Here is a 15,913-nt window from a genome sequence, read left to right on the forward strand (position 1 = left end):
ATGACCCCGTGCTGATCTACCACCTGGCCACCCAGTCGGACTGGGACGAGGCCCAGCGCACCGGCGCCTACACCACCAGCACCCGCGGCGTGAGCCTCGAGCAGGAGGGCTTCCTGCACGCCAGCCGCGCGGACCAGTGGGAGTTCGTGCGCGAGCGCTACTACGCCGACGTCGAGGAGCCGCTGCTGCTCCTCGAGATCGACACCGACCTCCTCGACGTCCCGTGGCGCGAGGACCCGGTCGGCGACGACACGTTCCCGCACGTCTACGGCCCACTCCACCCGAGCGCGGTCACCCACGCGAGGCTGCTCAGCGGCAGCTGACGCCCGAGCAGTCGACGAGCCGGTCGAGGGCGGCGCGGAGGGTGTCCACGGCCTGGCGGCCCCGCGGCGACATGGCGCGGTACGACGCCTCGTCGTCCGCCAGCAGGTTGTCGAGCTCGTACGGGTCCTTGTTGAGGTCGTAGAGCTCCTCGTGCGGCAGGTGCGTGTAGCGGATCAGCTTGTAGCGCCCGTTGGTCACACCCGTGAAGTCGTTGAGCTCGCTGGAGCGCGAGGACGGCAGCAGGGTCTCGGGGACCTCCTCGATGCCGCCGGTGGGCGTGGCGTTGTCGGGCGTGAGCGCCCGACCCAGGAGGTAGTAGCGACGAGCCAACGGCGGCCCGCCGCGCAGCCGGTCGAGCAGCGAGAGCCCGTCGACGGTGGCGGGGGCGGTGGCGCCGGTCATGGCCGCGATCGTGGGCGCGATGTCGATGTTGCCGCTCACGTCGTCGTACGTCGACCCGGCGGGGATGCCGGGCCCGCGCACGTAGAACGGCACGCGGACGTCGGTCTGGAACTGGGTGTACTTGCCGATCTCGCGACGGTGGTTGCCCATGTGGTAGCCGTTGTCGCTGGTGAAGATGATGTAGGTGTCGTCCAGCGCGTCCTGGTCGGCCAGCGCCTGGACCAGCCGGGCCACGTTCTGGTCGAGGACCTGCACCGAGCGCACCCGCTTGCGGAACGTCTCATCGATGAGCGCCTCGTCCGCGGCGGTCAGCGGGCGGCGCTGGCGGGTGAGCCCGAACTTGTCGGAGGTGTCGCCCTCGTCGAAGTCCGGCGTGCGCGGGTAGGTCACGTCGGCGAAGGAGCCGGCCAGCGAGTCGGGGAAGGCGTACGGCGTGTGCGGCGAGTACGACGCGTAGTAGAGGAACTGCCCGCCGTCGGCGAAGTCGAAGCCGTCGGTGGCCCCGTTGACCAGCGACAGCGCGCGCTCGCCGAGGAACGAGTCGAGGTAGTCGGTGTGGAACTGCGGGTCGATCTGCCCGTCGACGTTGAGCTTGTAGTGGTCCTGTGCGTAGGCGTTGCCCTGCACCGGCGAGGCCCACGACGCCCAGCCCGGCGGCACGTAGGCGCGGAGGGCGTCCTTCTCCTCGTCGCTCAGGTGGGCTCCGGGGTGGAAGGGGTACTCGTTGAAGTACTTGCCCAGCAGCGCGTTGCGGTAGCCCGCCTGCTGCAGCCAGACCGGCAGGTCGTCGTCCTGCTCGGTCTGCTTCCACCGCTCGTAGCCGCCCTCGGGCCACACGTTGCCGATCACGCCGTGGTTGTGCGCGTAGAGCCCGGACAGGATCGACGCCCGTGACGGGCAGCAGCTGGACTGCTCGACGTAGAAGTTCGTCAGCTCCGCGCCCTGGTCCTTGATCAGCCGGTTGACGTTGGGCATGTACGGCATCAGCGACGTGTCGAGGTCGTCGGTCAGGATGACGACGACGTTCGGCTTCGGCTGCGGCGCCGGGCTCGGCGCGGAGGGCGTGCCGGGCTCGTCGGGGCGGTCCGCGCCGGAGGCCAGCGAGGCGTCCTCGGGGCTCCGCTCGGTGGCGGAGCCGGCGTCGTGCAGCCCCAGGCCGGCCAGCGCGAAGACCGCGCACACCGCCACCACGAGGGCGACCAGACGGGACCGAGACACCCGGCTGAGGGTACCGGCGCCGCCGGGGCCGCCCCAATCAGGCCAGGAGCCCCGCGACCTCGTCCGCGCAGCCCCAGCTGAGGGTCACGCCGGCCCCGCCGTGCCCGTAGCAGTGCACCACGTCGCCGACCCGCTCCAAGCGCACCTCGGGCCGGCCCGGACGCAGCCCGACCTTGTGCCCGAGCACCTCGGCGCCGGCCAGCTCGGGCACCAGCCGCAGCGCCCGTCGCAGGATCGCCGAGGCCACCTCCGGCGAGGGCGTGCGGCTCCACTCCCCCTCGACGTCGGTGCCGCCGACGACCACGTCGCGCGAGCGCGGCACGACGTACGTCGGGCTGCCGGCGGTCCCGGGGTCGAGCCACCAGCGCGCGAGGCCCACCTGCTCGACCAGCACCACCTGGCCCTGGACCGGGTGCACCGAGGGGTCGGCGGCCAGGTGCTTGGCGCCGATCCCGGCGCAGTCCACGACCGCGTCCGCGCCACCCGCACCGGCGGCGGGCAGGGCCTGGAGGTTGAGCCGGGTCACCGAGCCGCCCAGCTCCAGCACCCGCGCGGCCAGCCACGCCAGGTAGACCGGCATCTCCACCACCGGCGCCGTGAAGCTCCACCCGCCGTCGTACCCGGCCGGCACCTCGAGCGTCTCGCGCAGGTCCGGCACCGCCGCGGCCCACCACGGCCGGCTCCCGCGCGAGGCGACGACCTCGGTGCCCACCTGCATCCGCACGCCGGACCGCGGGTCCGCGGCCAGGTCGGCGAACGCGGCGTACGTCGTGGTGCACCAGCCGAGCACGCGGTCCTCGGGCCAGGCGCGGTAGGGGTACCAGATCGCCGCGGCCACCGCCGACGTCGTCTCCCGCGGCAGGTCGCGGGCCAGCACGTCGACGCGGTGCCCGGCCTCGAGCAGCCGCACCGCGCACGACAGCCCGAGGACGCCGGCGCCGACGACCACCACCCTGCCCACGGGCAGGAACCTACGTCAGGCGCCGGCCACCCGGGGAGCGGTCGGGTCGGCGGACTCGCCGCCGGCCTCGCGGGCGACGTACTCCTCGATGTCCTCGACGTCGTCCTGGTTGCGGGTGACGACCGCGAGCAGGTCGGTCATGGTGGCGACCTCCTCGACCTGCTCCTTGATGAACCACTGCAGGAACTGCTCGCTGGCGAAGTCGAACTCCTCGCGCGCGATCCGCAGCAGCCCGTTGATCTGCTCGGTGACCCGCTTCTCCTGCTCCAGGGCCAGCGCGACGGGGGCGACGACGTCGGGGAACAGCGACTGCGGCGACTCCACGCCGGGGATGGTCACCGGCGCGTCGGTGTCCAGGAGGTACTGCACCATCATCATCGCGTGGTCGCGCTCCTCGAGCGCCTGACCGTAGAAGAACGCCGCCATCCGCGGCATCGTCTCGGCGTCGTAGTGGACGGCGCAGGCGAGGTACTGGTTGTGCGCGGCCAGCTCGTTGCCGATCTGGGCGTTGAGCGCCTCGATGAAGCGTTGCGCGGGCACGGGAGTCTCCTGGGGTCGGGGCTCAGGCGGCCTTGCGCAGCCGCTTCTTGGTCACCTTCTTGCCGTCGACGCGCACGAGCTTGCGTCGCTTGACGGTATACCCCGAGGGCAGGCTGCCCTCCTTGAGCATGCGCAGGGGGCACCGGCTGCACTTGGTTCTCGACTCGCAGCACTCCGTCTTGGGGAGCTTCTGCACCTTGGCCTTGCCCACGAAGGGCAGCCTAACCTAAAGACCAGTCAGACCGGCAGCCCGTTCGCCTTCCGGATCACGTCGACGATGCCGCCCATGATCTCGGTCAGCCCGAAGTCCTTCGGCGTGTAGACCGCGGCCACCCCGGCCTCGGTCAGCCGGCGGGCGTCGGAGTCCGGGATGATCCCGCCGACGATGACGGGCACGTCGAGCCCCTGCTCGCGCAACCCGTCCAGCACCGCCGGCACCAGCTCCATGTGCGAGCCGGACAGGATGGACAGCCCGACGCAGTGCACGTCCTCGGCCACCGCGGCCGCCACGATCTGCTCCGGGGTGAGCCGGATGCCCTGGTAGACGACCTCGAAGCCGGCGTCGCGGGCGCGCACGGCCACCTGCTCGGCGCCGTTCGAGTGGCCGTCGAGCCCGGGCTTGCCGACCAGCAGCCGGAGCCGGCCGCCGAGCTCCTCGCCGGTCTCCTTGACCTTGCGGCGCACCGCGGCGAGCTCCTCGCCGGCCTCGCCCACCGACGAGGCGACACCCACTGCGCCGGAGACGCCGGTCGGGGCGCGGAACTCGCCGAAGACCTCGCGCAGGGTGCCGGCCCACTCCCCCGTCGTCGCCCCGGCCCGCGCCGCGGCGAGGGTGGCGGTCATCAGGTTGGTCTCGGTCTTGGCGTCCTCGGCCAGCTGCCTCAGCGCCGCCTCGACCTCGGCCGGGTCGCGCTGGGCCTTCCACGCCTCCACGCTGGCCAGCGCCGAGCGCTCGGCCTCGGGGTCGGCGGCCTGGATCGCCGTGTCGAGGTCGGCGGTCAGCGGCGAGGGCTCGGTGGTCTCGAAGCGGTTGACGCCGACGATGATCTCCTCGCCGGACTCGATGCGCGCGCGCCGGGCGGCGTGCGAGCTGACCAGCGCCTCCTTCATGTAGCCGGACTCGACCGCGGCGATCGCGCCGCCCAGGGCCTGGACCCGGTCGATCTCCTCCCGGGCGCTGGCCACCAGCTCGGCGACCTTGGCCTCGACGACGGTGGAGCCGTCGAACAGGTCGTCGTACTCCAGCAGGTCGGACTCGAAGGCCAGCACCTGCTGCAGCCGCAGCGACCACTGCTGGTCCCACGGCCGGGGCAGCCCGAGGGCCTCGTTCCACGCCGGCAGCTGCACGGCGCGCGCCCGCGCGTTCTTGGACAGCGTCACGCCGAGCATCTCGAGCACGATGCGCTGGACGTTGTTCTCGGGCTGCGCCTCGGTCAGGCCGAGGGAGTTGACCTGCACGCCGTACCGGAAGCGGCGCATCTTGGGGTCCTGCACGCCGTACCGCTCACGGGTGATCTGGTCCCACAGCTCGACGAAGGCGCGCATCTTGCACAGCTCCTCGACGAACCGCACGCCGGCGTTGACGAAGAACGAGATCCGGCCGACGACCTTGTCGAAGTCCTCGTCGGAGACCTGGCCGGAGCCCTTGACCGTGTCGAGGACCGCGATCGCGGTGCACAGCGCGTAGGCCAGCTCCTGGGTCGGCGTGGCCCCGGCCTCCTGCAGGTGGTAGCTGCAGATGTTGATCGGGTTCCACTTCGGGATCTGGTGGACGGTGTAGGAGATGACGTCGCTGATCAGCCGCAACGAGTGCTCGGGCGGGAAGACGTAGGTCCCGCGCGAGAGGTACTCCTTGATGATGTCGTTCTGGGTCGTCCCGGCCAGCTGGGCCGCGACCTCCTCCGGCGACAGGTCCGGGTTCTGCTCCTCGGCGGCGACCTGGTAGAGCGCCAGCAGCCACATGGCCGGGGCGTTGATGGTCATCGAGGTGTTCATCTCGACGAGCGGGATGTCGGCGAACAGCTTGCGCATCTCACCCAGGTGCGGCACCGGCACGCCGACCTTGCCGACCTCACCGCGGGCCAGCGGCGAGTCCGGGTCGTAGCCGGTCTGCGTGGGCAGGTCGAAGGCCACCGACAGGCCGGTCTGACCCTTGGCCAGGTTGCCGCGGTACAGCGCGTTGGACGCCTCCGCGGTCGAGTGCCCGGCGTAGGTCCGCATCACCCACGGCCGGTCCTTGGTGGGCCGGGTGGCCCGGTCCTGGTCGCTCATCCCCCGAGGGTAGGGCGGTGGTTACTCGTCAGTCACCGCCTGCGACGTGTGGGTTATCCGACACCCTCGGCCGGTGTCACCTCGACGATCCGGGCCAGGTGGCTCAGGTGCAGCATGCGCCGCACGGCGGGCGACGGCTGGCGCAGCGTGAGGTGGTGGCCGTCGCGCACCGCCTGCACCGTGGCCGCCGCCAGCACCCGCAGCGCGGTCACGTCGGCGCTCTCCACGCCGCTCAGGTCGATGGCCACCTCGTCGTAGCTGAGCAGCAGGTCGCGCACCGCGGTGCGCACCTCCATGGTGCTCCGCACGTCGAGGTCGCCGGACAGGACGAGGACGGGTCCGTCGCTCATGATGTCCACCGGCTGCTCCAGGGTGTCCGAGGTCACACCACTATGACGCCGCAGGGGGCCCCGAGGTTGCTCGACGCGCGGTCACGAGTGCTGTGGCAGCCGATCCTGCGCCCAGCAGGGCCATCCCGAGCACACCCTTCGGGGCGAAGATGTGGTCGGCGTGCACCAGCAGCGCCCCCGGCACCAGCAGCAGCACCGGCCAGGCCCGCCACCGCACCAGCAGGTCCACGGTCAGCAGCGCGCAGCACACCACCAGGCACACCGAGCCGACCTCCCCGAGCGGCGTACCGATGCGGAAGAGCAGTCGCACCGCGTCGGGCCGCGGCACCCCCGGCCCCAGCTCGTGCGTCACGTAGCCGGCGGCGATCCCGCTGATCACGTCCAGCGCCGTGTAGAACGTCGCGTACCCGTACGCCGCCAGCCGGACCAGCCACGACAGCGCGTCGCGACGACCGCGCACCAGCTCGGCCAGCGCCCACCCCACCAGCGGGAAGACCAGCAGCCCCGGCAGGTGCAGGGCGTACCACCGCATCGACGTGTCGTAGGTCAGGTGGTGCGGGTGGAAGAGCCCCGCCAGCGCGAGGGCCAGGCCCGGGACGCCGAGGAGGAAGGGATGCCGGGGCACGGCTACTACTGTGCGCCCATGGTCAACCTCACGCGGATCTACACCCGGACCGGCGACGCCGGGGAGACCCGCCTGGGCGACAACTCGGTCGCCTCCAAGAACGACCCCCGCCTGCACGCCTACGCCGACGTCGACGAGGCCAACGCCCACCTCGGCCTCGCCGTCGCCCTCGGCGGCCTGGACCCCGACGTCACCGACGTGGTCGTGCACGTGCAGAACGACCTCTTCGACGTCGGCGCCGACCTCTGCACCCCCGTCGTCCCCGAGCCGGAGTACGCGCCCCTGCGCGTCGAGCAGGACTACGTCGACCGCCTCGAGCGCTGGTGCGACACCTACAACGAGCACCTCGAGCCGCTGCGGAGCTTCATCCTCTCCGGCGGCACCCCCGGCTCCGCCCACCTGCACGTCGCCCGCACCGTCGTGCGCCGCGCCGAGCGCTCGGCCTGGGCCGCCTTCGAGGTCTACGAGGACTCGATGAGCCCGCTGGCGATGAGGTACCTCAACCGGCTCTCCGACCTGTTGTTCATCCTCGCGCGGTACTCGAACCGTGCGGCAGGGGATGTGTTGTGGGTGCCGGGTGGGGAGAGGTCTTCTTAGGGGTCTGGGTGCTGGGTCTCGTGGTGCGGGCTCTCGGGTCCGGCCGCCTGTGGACTGACCCGGCCCCCGCCTGACCGCAGCCCCTCACCGAACGCAACCGACGCCGTGTTGCACGCGACTGCTCCCAGCCCTCTTACGTCTCGTGTGCGTGCCCCACGCCGCGGGTCTAGCGTTCGGCGAGGGGGCTGCGGTCCGGCGGGGGCCGGGTCAGCCCACAGGCGGCCTGGTTTGGCGGCGGCACCCTCGCCTCCGCCTTCACCTGGGTGGGGTGGGGGCGGTGCGGGTTGCCGCGGCCGGCGCCGCCGAGAACTTGTAACGCGCAGTTATGGGATCTTCCGACCCGTTGCAACGGGTCGGAAGATCCGATAACTGAGCGTTACAAGTGCGTGGAGGCGGACCGCAGCGTGGCCGCCAGAGGCGGCCGCGCATTGCGAGCGGGGCTTGCCCCGCCCTTGAGCGCTTCTTACCGCCCCGACCGGGTCCCGCTGTCAAGGACGAATCACTCGGGCCGAAGGCCCCCGCCGTTCGCCGCTTGCGGCGCCGAAGGCGTCCTTGACAGCGGGAGTCGGGGTGGTGAGCGCGCGGCCGCAACGCAATTGATCACACCAACAAGCAAGAAGCGCCGACGGGGAGGCGAGATCCGAGGGCCTTCAGAGCAGCAACAGCACGCCGGTCACCAGCAGTGCGGCGACGCCGAGGAGGCCGCAGCCGAGCACGACGTAGGTCTGAGCACGCTCCCGGAAGGCCGAGGCGGAGGGTCGGAGCTCGTCGGCGGGGACCGCTTCGGGCATGACCAGCGTCTCCACGGCCGAGCGGGCGGCGGCCAGGCGGGCGTCGACCTTGGCCGCGACGGTGCCGGCCGGCGCGGGCGCCGCGGAGTCGAGCTGGCGGCCCGCCCAGAGCAGGCGGGAGCCGGTGTAGAGCAGGGCGAGCAGGACGACGGCACCGAGGACGAGGAGGGGGATCACCCGCCCACGGTGCCCAGATCGGCTGGGGCGTTCAAGGCGGAGCGCCGAGGCTCAGGCAGAGGTGGCCGAGGTCACGGCGGGCGTGCGGGAGGCGAAGACGGTGAGGGCCGCGGGGAGCATCAGGAAGGCCACGGCGAGGAGCGCGTCGAGGGTGCCGACGTGGTCGCCCAGCCAGCCCAGGAGCGGGGGGCCGCCGAGGAAGGCGCCGTAGCCGATGGTGGAGACGACCGAGACGCGGGCGGCGGCGCGGGTGGGGTCGTCGGCGGCGGCGGACATGCCGACGGGGAAGCCGAGGGCGGCGCCGAGGCCCCACACCAGGATGCCGAGGCCGACGACGACGGGGTGCGAGCCCAGGACGACGAGCAGGATGCCGGCGGCCGCGGCGACGGTGGTGACCCAGAGGACGGGCGCGCGACCCCAGCGGTCCAGGACGACGGGGCCGGTGAGGCGGCCGACGGTCATGGCGCACACGAAGAGCGCGTAGCCGCTGACGCCGACCCAGTGGGCCACGTCGTAGCCGTCGATGAGGGCCAGGGAGAGCCAGTCGTTGGCCGTGCCCTCGACGACGGCGAAGGCCAGCACCATCACGCCGATTGCCAGCACCCGCGGCTCGCGCCAGGCGGAGAGGCCGCGCTCGGTGGGGGCGCTCTCGAGCGCGGGCAGGAAGGAGCCGGTGCCGCGCGAGACCGCGACGCCGGCCACGACGGAGAGCACGCCGAGGTGGACCGGGAGCGGCACGTGCAGCGCGGCGGCCGGTACGCCGACGGCAGCGCCGGCGATCGAGCCGAAGGACCAGGCCGCGTGGAAGCGGGGCATGATCGAGCGGCGCAGCCCGCGCTCGACTTCGGCGCCCTCGACGTTCATGGCCACGTCCCACACGCCGGTGCCGATGCCGAAGACGAACAGGCCGGCTCCGGCCAGCGGGACCGAGCCCAGGGCCGCGCCGGTGCCGCCGACGATGAGCCCGATGCCGTCGGCGACCACGCCGAGGCGGACCACCCAGCCGGCGGAGTGGCGGTGGATGAGGAAGCCGGCCGAGGGCAGGGCCAGCACCGAGCCGAACGCGATGCACAGCAGCAGCAGCCCGAGCGCGCCGTTGCCGAGGTCGAGGCCCGAGCGCAGGTCGGGCACGCGCGCGACCAGCGAGGCCATGAGCAGGCCGTTGAGCGCGAAGACGAGGACGACGGCGTTCCGGGCGGCCAGCACGTGGGCGGGTGGGGCAGCGGGGCTCAGCGCGACCAGTCCGTCCCGGGCGGCCGGGCCTCGAGCCAGGCCTGGAAGCCGGTGAGCGAGGCGCGGCTCATGGCCAGCTCGACCGGCCCCTCGGGCGAGGTGCAGTCGACGACGACGTGGTCGGGGTAGAGCACGGTCCGCTCCACCCCCTCCGGGTCACGTACGTCGTCGTAGGTCAGCGCCGCGCGGTGCCACGCGCACTTCGGGCGCGGGGACAGCGTGAAGATGCGGAACCACTGCAGGTCCTCGCCGGAGTAGCGGCCCAGGCCCAGGAGCCAGCCGCGGCCGGGCTCCTGGCCCGGCCGCATGCGGTGACTCAGCTCGAAGGTGCCCCCGTTCCGGGCCAGCACCCTTCGGCGCACGACGAGCGCGAGACCGTAGAGCAGGACGAGGAGCACCACGAGGCCGGCTGCGTCCAGCAGCTCCAACCAGAGCGGCACTCCCCCATCCTTCCAGCCCAGCCCAGCACGGGGCCGGGGACTCCCCCGCTAGGAGGAGCTCGAGTCCTTCTCCACCAGGCGCAGGCGGGCCTCGGCGAGCCGAACCGCCCGCTCCTGCTGTTCGCCGCCGTCGCCGGACCGGGCCTCCTCGAGCTGCGAGCGCGCCTCGTTGACGTCGACCTCGCTCGCCAGCTCGACCCGCTCGGCCAGGATCGACACCCGGTCGTGCGCGACCGAGAGGAACCCGCCGTCGGTCACCGCGAAGACGGACTCGCCGTCCTCCGGGGTGATCTCGACGATCGCCTCGGCCAGGACCGAGAGGACCGGTGAGTGGCCCCGGAGGATGCCGATGTCACCGTCGACGGTCTTGGCCGAGACCATGGTCGCCGTGCCGGACCAGACGGTCCGGTCGGCGGCCACCAGCTCGACCGTGAGTGCGTCAGCCATGTCTCAGCAGCCCGATCAGAGGTTCTTCTGGATTTCGTCCCACTTGCGCTCGACGTCGTCCAGACCGCCGCACATGAAGAACGCCTGCTCCGCCACGTGGTCGTACTCACCGTCGGCGATCTTGTTGAACGCCTCGATGGTCTCCGCGACCGGCACCGTCGAGCCCTCGAGGCCGGTGAACTGCTTGGCCACGTAGGTGTTCTGCGAGAGGAACCGCTGGATGCGGCGCGCCCGCGAGACGATGATCTTGTCCTCCTCGGAGAGCTCGTCGACACCGAGGATCGCGATGATGTCCTGGAGCTCCTTGTTGCGCTGGAGGATCTGCTTGATCCGGATCGCGCAGTCGTAGTGCGCCTGGCCGATGTACTCCGCCGAGAGGATCCGCGACGTCGAGGTCAGCGGGTCCACGGCGGGGTAGATGCCGAGCGAGGCGATCTCGCGCGACAGCTCGGTGGTGGCGTCCAGGTGGGCGAACGTCGTCGCGGGGGCCGGGTCGGTGTAGTCGTCGGCCGGCACGTAGATCGCCTGCAGCGACGTGATCGAGTGACCACGGGTCGAGGTGATCCGCTCCTGCAGGGTGCCCATCTCGTCGGCCAGGTTGGGCTGGTAGCCCACGGCGGACGGCATGCGGCCGAGCAGGGTCGAGACCTCCGAGCCGGCCTGGGTGAACCGGAAGATGTTGTCGATGAACAGCAGCACGTCCTGGTTCTGCACGTCGCGGAAGTACTCCGCCATGGTCAGCGCCGAGAGAGCGACCCGCAGGCGGGTGCCCGGCGGCTCGTCCATCTGACCGAAGACCAGGGCGGTCTGGCCGATGACGCCGGCCTCCTCCATCTCCACGATCAGGTCGTTGCCCTCGCGGGTGCGCTCACCGACGCCGGCGAACACCGACACGCCACCGTGGTCGCGGGCGACGCGGGCGATCATCTCCTGGATCAGCACGGTCTTGCCCACGCCGGCGCCGCCGAACAGGCCGATCTTGCCGCCCTGGACGTAGGGGGTGAGCAGGTCGATGACCTTGATGCCGGTCTCGAACATCTCGGTCTTGGCCTCGAGCTGGTCGAAGGCCGGCGCCTTGCGGTGGATGCTCCACCGCTCCTTGACGTCGAGCTCCTCGCCCTCCTCGAGGTTGAGGGGCTCACCCAGCATGTTGAAGACCTTGCCGAGCGTGGCGTCGCCCACCGGCACGGTGATCGGGCTGCCCGTGTCGCGCACCTGCGCACCGCGGACCAGACCGTCGGTCGGCTGCAGCGAGATGGCGCGGACCATGCCGTCACCGATGTGCTGAGCGACCTCGAGGGACAGGACGCGAGTCTCGCCGCCGAGCTCGAGGTCGGACTCGAGCTTGTTGTAGATGTCGGGCATCGCGTCGACGGGGAACTCCACGTCGACCACGGGGCCGATGACCCGGGCGATGCGGCCGGTGGTGCCGGCGCCCGAGGTCTCCTTGGTCTCCTCGACCGTTGCAGTCATGTCTGTCTCCCTCTCGCCCTACTGGGCTTCTGCCTGGGCGTCCGCGAGCGCGTTCACGCCGCCGACGATCTCGCTGATCTCCTGGGTGATGCCGGCCTGACGGGCCTGGTTGGCCACCCGGGTGTACTTCTTGATGAGCTCGTCGGCGTTGTCGGTCGCCGACTTCATCGCCTTCTGGCGGGCCGCGAGCTCGGACGCCGCGGCCTGGAGCAGCGCGTAGAAGATCCGGCTCTGGACGTACTGCGGGAGCAGCGCGTCCAGCACCGCCTCCGCCGACGGCTCGAACTCGTAGAGCGGGAGGATCTCGTCGGCGGCGGGCTTCTCCTCGCCCTCCACCACCTCCAGCGGCAGCAGCCGCAGCGAGGTGGGCTCCTGGGTCAGCATCGACCGGAACCGCGTGTAGACGATGTGCACCTCGTCGACGTCACCCTCCTCGCCCGGGTCCTTGACGAAGGACTCGATGAGGGTCCGGCCGATCTCGGCGGCCACGTCGTACGACGGCTGGTCGCTGAAGCCGGTCCAGGACTGCACGATCGGCCGCTGGCGGAACCGGTAGTACGCCTCGCCCTTGCGGCCGGTGATGTAGGTGTCGATCTCCTTGCCCTCCGAGCGCAGCCGCTCGTTGAGCCGCTCGGCCTCCTTGAGCACGCTGGAGGAGTAGGCGCCGGCGAGCCCGCGGTCGCTGGTGATGACCAGCACCGCCGCGCGCTTGGGGTCCTCCTCCTCCTTGGTCAGGGGATGGTTGGCGTTGGAGAACGTCGCCACCGCCGAGACCGCACGGGTCAGCTCACGGGCGTACGGCGCGGCCGCCTGAGCCCGCTGCTGCGCCTTGATGATCCGGGACGCAGCGATGAGCTCCATGGCGCGCGTGATCTTCTTCATCGACTCGGTCGACCTGATCCGCGCGCGGTACTCACGCAGCGAGAGAGCCATGTGCCGTCAGCCCCGCTTCTGCTTGACGATCTGCTCCTGCTCGAGCTCGTCGTCCTCGAGCGCCTCTTCCTTGGCCTCGTTGCCGACCTGGATCGAGCCACCCTCGGAGGTCTCGAACTGGTCGAGGAAGGAGTCGTAGGCGTCGCTGAGCGACGACTCGGTGCCCTCCTCGAACTTCAGGGTGTCGCGGATCGCGGCCAGCGGCTCGTCGTGCGAGCGGCGCAGGTAGTCGATGAACTCGCTCTCGAAGCGGAGCACGTCGTCGGTCGGGACCCGGTCGAGGCGACCGCTGGTGCCGAGCCACAGCGACACGGTCATCGCGTCGATCGGGTAGGGCGAGTACGCCGGCTGCTTGAGCAGCGCCATCAGGCGCTGGCCGCGGTCGAGCTGCTGGCGCGAGGCCGCGTCGAGGTCGGAGGCGAACATGGCGAACGCCTCCATCGCGCGGAACTGCGCCAGGTCGACCTTGAGCGAGCCGGTGACCGCCTTCATCGCCTTGGTCATGGCCGCACCACCCACGCGGGACACCGAGATGCCCACGTCGATCGCCGGGCGCTGGTTGGCCGCGAACAGGTCGGACTGCAGGAAGATCTGACCGTCGGTGATCGAGATGACGTTGGTCGGGATGTACGCCGAGACGTCGTTGGCCTTGGTCTCGATGATGGGCAGGCCCGTCATCGAACCGGAGCCGAGGGCCTCCGACAGCTTCGCGCAGCGCTCGAGGAGCCGGCTGTGCAGGTAGAAGACGTCACCCGGGTAGGCCTCGCGACCCGGCGGGCGGCGCAGCAGCAGCGACACCGCGCGGTAGGCCTCGGCCTGCTTGGTCAGGTCGTCGAAGATGATCAGGACGTGCTTGCCGTCGTACATCCAGTGCTGGCCGATGGCCGAGCCGGTGTACGGCGCGAGGTACTTGAAGCCCGCGCTGTCGGAGGCCGGTGAGGCGACGATGGTGGTGTACTCCAGCGCGCCGGCCTCCTCGAGGGCGCCACGCACCGAGGCGATGGTCGAGCCCTTCTGGCCGATGGCGACGTAGATGCAGCGCACCTGCTTGTCCGGGTCGCCGGACTCCCAGTTGGTCTTCTGGTTGATGATCGTGTCGATCGCGATCGTGGTCTTGCCGGTCGCGCGGTCACCGATGATCAGCTGGCGCTGACCGCGACCGATCGGGGTCATCGAGTCGATCGCCTTGATGCCGGTCGCGAGCGGCTCGCTCACCGACTGGCGCATCATCACGCCGGGAGCCTGGAGCTCCAGCGCGCGGCGCTCCTCGGACTCGATCTCGCCGAGACCGTCGATCGGGTTGCCCAGCGGGTCGACCACGCGGCCCATGAAGTTGTCGCCGACGGGGACCGAGAGGATCTCGCCGGTGCGGCGGACGCTCTGGCCCTCCTCGATGCCCTCGAAGTCACCGAGGATGACGACACCGATCTCGCGGGTGTCGAGGTTCAGGGCGAGGCCCAGCGTGCCGTCCTCGAACTCGAGCAGCTCGTTGGCCATCGCCGACGGCAGACCGCTGACGCGGGCGATGCCGTCGCCGGTCTGGGCGACGGTGCCGACCTCTTCCTTCGCAGCAGCCGACGGCTTGTAGTCGTCGACGTACTTCTGGAGCGCGTCCCGGATCTCCTCCGGGCGGATGGACAGCTCCGTCATGTTCCTGCCTCTTCCCTTGGGGTGTTCGTTCAGGTCTGGGTGGGTCAGCCGGCCAGTCGCCGGCGGGCGTCGTCGAGCCGGTTGGCCACGGTGCCGTCGATGACGTCGTCACCGATCTCGACCCGCAGGCCGCCGATCAGCTCGGGGTCGACGACCACGTGCAGCTGGATGTCGCGGGCGTACTGCTTCTTCAGTGCCGCGACCAGCCGCTGCTGCTCGTCAGCGGTGAGCTCCCGCGCGGTGTGCACGGTGGCGACACCCTCGTCGAGCGCCTCGGCCGCGAGGTCGAGGTACTCCTGGAGGGCGCTCTCGACGGTACCGCGCCCGCGGGTCACGGCCTGACCGACGAGCACCTCGGTCGCCGGCAGCGTCTTGCCGCCGAGCAGGCCGAGCAGCAGCGCGCTGCGGTCGGCCGCCGAGCGCGAGTGGTCCGACAGCGCACCCCGCAGCGCCACGTCGTGGGCCACGATCTGCTTGACCGAGAAGAGCTCGTCGCCGACCTGGTTGCCCTGGGCGCCGGCCGAGCGGACGGTGGCGGCCACCGCCACCTGCTCGAGCGCGTCGGGCAGGTCGTTGCCGGAGATCCAGCGCCGGCTGGCCGCGTCCGCGACCAGCGCCAGGGCCGGTTCGTCGAGGGCGTTGCCGAACACCGCCCGGGCGAGCCCGGACTTGGCCTCGGGCTCGACCGAGCTGTCGGTCATGGCCCGCCGCAGGGCCGCGTCGCGGCGCACCACGTCGGCCACGCCGAACAGCTGGCTGCCCAGGGTCGCCGCGTCCGCGAGCGTGCGCGTCCCGGTGGCCTGCTGGCTCAGCTCGGCCAGCGCGTCGGCTGAGGCTCCGCGCAGCATCAGGACGGCGCCCCGTTCCGCGCCGCCTTGCTGGTCTCGAGGGACTCGAGGTCGGCCAGGAAGCGGTCGACCACGCGACCGCTGCGCTCGTCGTCCTCCAGCGCCTCACCGACGATGCGGCCGGCCAGCGAGGTCGCCAGCGTGCCGACCTCGGCCCGCAGCGAGGTCAGGGCCTGCTGACGCTCGGCGGCGATCTGCGCCTGCGCCTGCTCCTTGATCCGCTGCTGCTCGGCCTGGGCCTGCTGCTTGGCCTCCTCGATGATCTGCTTGCCCTGCTCGTGGGCCTCCTCGCGGATGCGGGCGGCCTCCTTGCGGGCGTCGGCGATCTGGGCCTTGAACTCCGCCTCGGCCGAGTTCGCGTCCTTCTTGGCCTGCTCGGCCTCGGCGAACTCCTGCCGGATGGCCTCCTGCCGCGCCGTCATCGCCTTGTTGATCGGCGGGATGACGTACTTGGTCAGGATGAAGAACACGAGCGCGAACGCAGCGAGCTCGACGAAGAACGTCGCGTTCGGCACGAGGAAGTTGCTCTCCGTGCCGCCGCCACCGTCTTCGGCAGCGCTCACGACGAGCGCGGTGGTGAGGCTGTGCATCTGATGTCCTTCGGACTAGGGGTGGTTCAGCGGTGACGCGGGC

Annotated in this window: 18 protein-coding genes; 2 read left to right on the forward strand and 16 right to left on the reverse strand. The window is 71.3% G+C overall.

What is annotated here, in order from left to right; translation table 11 throughout:
• Positions 1-8: 8 nt before the first annotated feature.
• Positions 9-323: a DUF952 domain-containing protein gene (locus G5V58_RS14485; protein ID WP_230486635.1), complete on the forward strand. Its 315-nt coding sequence runs from the start codon at positions 9-11 to the stop codon at positions 321-323.
• Here the strand turns inward: G5V58_RS14485 and G5V58_RS14490 are convergent.
• Genes G5V58_RS14490 through G5V58_RS14520 form a run of 7 tightly spaced genes read right to left on the reverse strand, consistent with a single transcriptional unit; the run spans position 310 to position 6,691 of the window.
• On the reverse strand, positions 310-1,944 hold the full coding sequence (locus tag G5V58_RS14490) for a sulfatase family protein (protein ID WP_165234066.1): 1,635 nt from the start codon (positions 1,942-1,944) through the stop codon (positions 310-312). The genes G5V58_RS14485 and G5V58_RS14490 overlap by 14 nt on opposite strands.
• 37 nt (positions 1,945-1,981) lie before the next feature.
• Complete coding sequence (locus tag G5V58_RS14495) at positions 1,982-2,905, reverse strand: FAD-dependent oxidoreductase (RefSeq protein WP_165234069.1); 924 nt, start codon at positions 2,903-2,905, stop codon at positions 1,982-1,984.
• A 15-nt stretch (positions 2,906-2,920) separates the two neighbouring features.
• Complete coding sequence (locus G5V58_RS14500; RefSeq protein ID WP_165234072.1) at positions 2,921-3,445, reverse strand: ferritin; 525 nt, start codon at positions 3,443-3,445, stop codon at positions 2,921-2,923.
• Between the two features lie 22 nt (positions 3,446-3,467).
• A complete protein-coding gene (locus tag G5V58_RS14505) occupies positions 3,468-3,656 on the reverse strand; it encodes a hypothetical protein (protein ID WP_165227614.1) in 189 nt (62 codons plus the stop codon).
• Positions 3,657-3,682: 26 nt separating this feature from the next.
• Positions 3,683-5,716, reverse strand: a complete 2,034-nt coding sequence (locus G5V58_RS14510) for a protein meaA (RefSeq protein ID WP_165234075.1) — start codon at positions 5,714-5,716, stop codon at positions 3,683-3,685.
• 53 nt (positions 5,717-5,769) lie between these two features.
• Positions 5,770-6,102: an STAS domain-containing protein gene (locus G5V58_RS14515; RefSeq protein WP_230486636.1), complete on the reverse strand. Its 333-nt coding sequence runs from the start codon at positions 6,100-6,102 to the stop codon at positions 5,770-5,772.
• Positions 6,103-6,106: 4 nt separating this feature from the next.
• Positions 6,107-6,691: a hypothetical protein gene (locus G5V58_RS14520; RefSeq protein ID WP_165234078.1), complete on the reverse strand. Its 585-nt coding sequence runs from the start codon at positions 6,689-6,691 to the stop codon at positions 6,107-6,109.
• Between the two features lie 18 nt (positions 6,692-6,709).
• Between G5V58_RS14520 and G5V58_RS14525 the strand changes: the two genes are divergently transcribed.
• Positions 6,710-7,288, forward strand: a complete 579-nt coding sequence (locus G5V58_RS14525; RefSeq protein WP_165234082.1) for a cob(I)yrinic acid a,c-diamide adenosyltransferase — start codon at positions 6,710-6,712, stop codon at positions 7,286-7,288.
• Between the two features lie 650 nt (positions 7,289-7,938).
• On the opposite strand, the gene G5V58_RS14530 is transcribed toward G5V58_RS14525, so the two are convergent.
• The 9 genes from G5V58_RS14530 to G5V58_RS14570 are packed head-to-tail and all read right to left on the reverse strand — an operon-like array spanning position 7,939 to position 15,843.
• Entirely contained in the window at positions 7,939-8,256 is a 318-nt protein-coding gene (locus tag G5V58_RS14530) for a hypothetical protein (RefSeq protein WP_165234085.1), read from the reverse strand.
• A 51-nt stretch (positions 8,257-8,307) separates the two neighbouring features.
• The gene (locus G5V58_RS14535) at positions 8,308-9,462 is read right to left on the reverse strand and encodes an MFS transporter (protein WP_230486637.1); all 1,155 of its coding nucleotides are present in this window, start codon (positions 9,460-9,462) and stop codon (positions 8,308-8,310) included.
• A gap of 23 nt (positions 9,463-9,485) precedes the next feature.
• Positions 9,486-9,929: a DUF2550 domain-containing protein gene (locus G5V58_RS14540; RefSeq protein ID WP_165234088.1), complete on the reverse strand. Its 444-nt coding sequence runs from the start codon at positions 9,927-9,929 to the stop codon at positions 9,486-9,488.
• 48 nt (positions 9,930-9,977) lie between these two features.
• Positions 9,978-10,376: a F0F1 ATP synthase subunit epsilon gene (locus G5V58_RS14545; RefSeq protein WP_165234091.1), complete on the reverse strand. Its 399-nt coding sequence runs from the start codon at positions 10,374-10,376 to the stop codon at positions 9,978-9,980.
• Between the two features lie 15 nt (positions 10,377-10,391).
• Positions 10,392-11,849 (reverse strand): F0F1 ATP synthase subunit beta, encoded by a 1,458-nt coding sequence (gene atpD / locus G5V58_RS14550; RefSeq protein ID WP_165234094.1) that lies wholly within the window; start codon positions 11,847-11,849, stop codon positions 10,392-10,394.
• Positions 11,850-11,867: 18 nt separating this feature from the next.
• Entirely contained in the window at positions 11,868-12,782 is a 915-nt protein-coding gene (locus G5V58_RS14555; RefSeq protein ID WP_165234097.1) for a F0F1 ATP synthase subunit gamma, read from the reverse strand.
• 6 nt (positions 12,783-12,788) lie between these two features.
• Entirely contained in the window at positions 12,789-14,432 is a 1,644-nt protein-coding gene (gene atpA / locus G5V58_RS14560; RefSeq protein ID WP_165234100.1) for a F0F1 ATP synthase subunit alpha, read from the reverse strand.
• A gap of 44 nt (positions 14,433-14,476) precedes the next feature.
• The gene (locus G5V58_RS14565; protein ID WP_165234103.1) at positions 14,477-15,280 is read right to left on the reverse strand and encodes a F0F1 ATP synthase subunit delta; all 804 of its coding nucleotides are present in this window, start codon (positions 15,278-15,280) and stop codon (positions 14,477-14,479) included.
• On the reverse strand, positions 15,280-15,843 hold the full coding sequence (locus G5V58_RS14570) for a F0F1 ATP synthase subunit B (protein ID WP_230486638.1): 564 nt from the start codon (positions 15,841-15,843) through the stop codon (positions 15,280-15,282). Before G5V58_RS14570 ends, G5V58_RS14565 begins: the two co-directional genes overlap by 1 nt.
• Positions 15,844-15,913 lie beyond the last annotated feature (70 nt).

It is taken from the genome of Nocardioides anomalus (genome assembly GCF_011046535.1).
Lineage (GTDB): Bacteria > Actinomycetota > Actinomycetes > Propionibacteriales > Nocardioidaceae > Nocardioides > Nocardioides anomalus.

What these genes read in the sequence shown, in the direction of transcription:
- G5V58_RS14510 (WP_165234075.1), bottom strand. Translation starts at nt 5,716, where the DNA reads ATGAGCGACCAGGACCGGGCCACCCGGCCCACCAAGGACCGGCCGTGG.
- G5V58_RS14525 (WP_165234082.1), top strand. Translation starts at nt 6,710, where the DNA reads ATGGTCAACCTCACGCGGATCTACACCCGGACCGGCGACGCCGGGGAG.
- G5V58_RS14545 (WP_165234091.1), bottom strand. Translation starts at nt 10,376, where the DNA reads ATGGCTGACGCACTCACGGTCGAGCTGGTGGCCGCCGACCGGACCGTC.
- atpD (WP_165234094.1), bottom strand. Translation starts at nt 11,849, where the DNA reads ATGACTGCAACGGTCGAGGAGACCAAGGAGACCTCGGGCGCCGGCACC.
- G5V58_RS14555 (WP_165234097.1), bottom strand. Translation starts at nt 12,782, where the DNA reads ATGGCTCTCTCGCTGCGTGAGTACCGCGCGCGGATCAGGTCGACCGAG.
- atpA (WP_165234100.1), bottom strand. Translation starts at nt 14,432, where the DNA reads ATGACGGAGCTGTCCATCCGCCCGGAGGAGATCCGGGACGCGCTCCAG.
- G5V58_RS14565 (WP_165234103.1), bottom strand. Translation starts at nt 15,280, where the DNA reads ATGCTGCGCGGAGCCTCAGCCGACGCGCTGGCCGAGCTGAGCCAGCAG.